1 protein-coding gene is annotated in these 321 nt (G+C 57.3%); it reads left to right on the forward strand.

What is annotated here, in order from left to right; all coding sequences use genetic code 11:
* A partial coding sequence (locus FDX22_RS27330) for an aconitase family protein (RefSeq protein ID WP_255433094.1) occupies positions 1 to 321 on the forward strand: 321 nt, incomplete at both ends.

The following is a 321-nucleotide window of genomic DNA, read 5'->3' on the forward strand; positions in this document are numbered from 1 at the left end:
CCTGCCGCTCGCTGACCGGGCGACCATTGCTAACATGTCGCCGGAATACGGCGCAACCTGCGGCTTTTTCCCGATTGACGGGGTAACTCTTGAGTACATGCGTCTGAGTGGGCGTAGTGAAGAGCAGGTTGAATTAGTCGGTGCGTATGCTAAAGCACAGGGGATGTGGCGTAACCCAGGTGATGAGCCTGCGTTTACCAGCTCACTGGAACTGGACATGGGCACTGTGGAAGCCAGCCTGGCCGGGCCGAAGCGTCCACAGGATCGTGTCGCATTGGGTGATGTGCCGAAAGCATTCGCCGCGAGTAATGAACTTGAAGT

Origin of the sequence: Citrobacter sp. TBCS-14 (genome assembly GCF_005280805.1) — a bacterium.
GTDB classification, from domain to species: Bacteria; Pseudomonadota; Gammaproteobacteria; order Enterobacterales; family Enterobacteriaceae; genus Citrobacter; species Citrobacter gillenii.